The organism is Bartonella sp. AA81SXKL (assembly GCF_042196945.1).
In the GTDB taxonomy this organism is placed as follows: Bacteria; Pseudomonadota; Alphaproteobacteria; order Rhizobiales; family Rhizobiaceae; genus Bartonella.
The window spans coordinates 1-1,619 of sequence record NZ_JBHIRH010000072.1; the positions used below are offsets into that span (position 1 = coordinate 1).

General features: G+C 43.7%; 1 protein-coding gene and 1 pseudogene. Both read right to left on the reverse strand.

Going from position 1 to position 1,619, the window contains the following annotated elements:
* On the reverse strand, positions 1-627 hold a 627-nt coding region (locus ACFINZ_RS09510), incomplete at its 3' end, for a Bgr_08870 family protein (RefSeq protein ID WP_375701401.1).
* 14 nt (positions 628-641) lie between these two features.
* A pseudogene (locus tag ACFINZ_RS09515) lies at positions 642-1,619 on the reverse strand (DUF4815 domain-containing protein); the annotation flags it as partial.

The window sequence follows — 1,619 nt, forward strand, 5'->3', positions numbered from 1 at the left end:
ATCCACTTGCACCTTGGTATAAACAGCTTCACCATCAACTCTCAAAGGTCCTTTCAAGGTACTTCCATTTGTGCTTAGACTTGTCACAACTTTATTATTGTGGGTGAGATTAAACGACGAATTACCCAACAGTTCTAAGCCACCACTCATAGTGACTTTGCTGGTAAATTTATTATAATTCTGCCATTCATTTGGGCTGGCTAAGCGTCCATAGCTTGTGAGATCTTCATTGATCTTGGCTCTAAAATCATCGAGCCCCACAATATCTTCGGTTTTATGTTGATGTGCGCCTAATAGAGAGACAGCACTGCCAAAAGTGAAGTTATTATTGCTTGATTTATAGAGAACATAATTGTTGGCAGCATCTTTTGCGCCTTCGATATCGCTTAAATCGGCAAAAGTGAAAGTTTTATCCGCTGCCATTTTACCATTGAGAGCGCTTTCTAGATTTGTGATTTCGCTTATGGTATGCGTGTGTTGTAAAGGTGCTTTTTGGTCTACCTTGTCCTCAACACCCGCAATGGCTTGATCAATTTTCGTCAAGTTTTCCCGCAAGATTGGGAATTCAGAACTGATAAAACGACCTTCTTTAGGCAATTCCATGTCGAGTTTTTTGGTTTTTGTCATCTCTCATTTTCCCATTATAATATGCCAGCGCCAAAATCACGCACCATGGACCGCGCTGCTGGTCCACCAGTAAGCGTGAGTTTGAGGCGTGCTTGTTTGGCGCCTTTGTCGCTGCTTACAAATTTTCGTTCTGTCCAAAGTGGTTCGGATAACTGCTCTGTTTCCTCTAATGTGAGAGGGACAAAAGCACCATCATCCAGTTGCATCTCGAGTGAAAAGGTTGCACCACCTGGTAAAAAGGTTTTGATATAGCTGGTCAATCTTGCTTTTTCCCCAAAGGCAAAAGCACGCGTGACATAGGTCGCTTCCTTATGGATCTTTCCCGCAATCAATTGAACAGGAGCAAACAAGACGGGTGAGAGCTTTTCGGTGCCTTTGAGAATAGCGCGAAGCTTTACCTTTTCACTGATATATTCAGTAAGGCTTAGCAATTGAAAGGGAAGAAGTTGATAAACCGTGCCATTGTTTCGTTCAATTTCAAAGATGACAGAACAATCGCTTGAAGGCAATTCAATGGCTGCGCGTACTTGCAAATCAGAGCAGTCCACAAGGTCAAAAGTGCCAAGATCAATGGTTTTTTCTGTTTGTGTGTAGCGTGCCGCCAGCACCCTAAAAGCTAAAGCCTCATCTTGATGAGCGGTCCAGCTCCTAGCATTGACAGAAGAAAAGCGTGGACCGGTCACGTAAGGGTGGCTCGAGACGTATCTCTGGTGTTCTGCATCAAAATCTCCAAGCTTTGCTAAAGAGACGGAATGATCAGCATCATCGGTTTTAATGACAAAAGCCGTTAAACGGTCATCCATCACAAGGAGTGGTACATCATAGCGTGCCTCTGCCCAACCTAGCTTTGCGCCCTTCATAGAATAAAAGCTTTGCGCTTGAATATCGGCGGTCGGATAGCCATTTTCTGTGGTGACCAAATCAATCACCAGATCATGGTTCTGATTGCCGATTTTGCAAAGATGAAAGTCAATTCCAGTGATTTGCCGTGT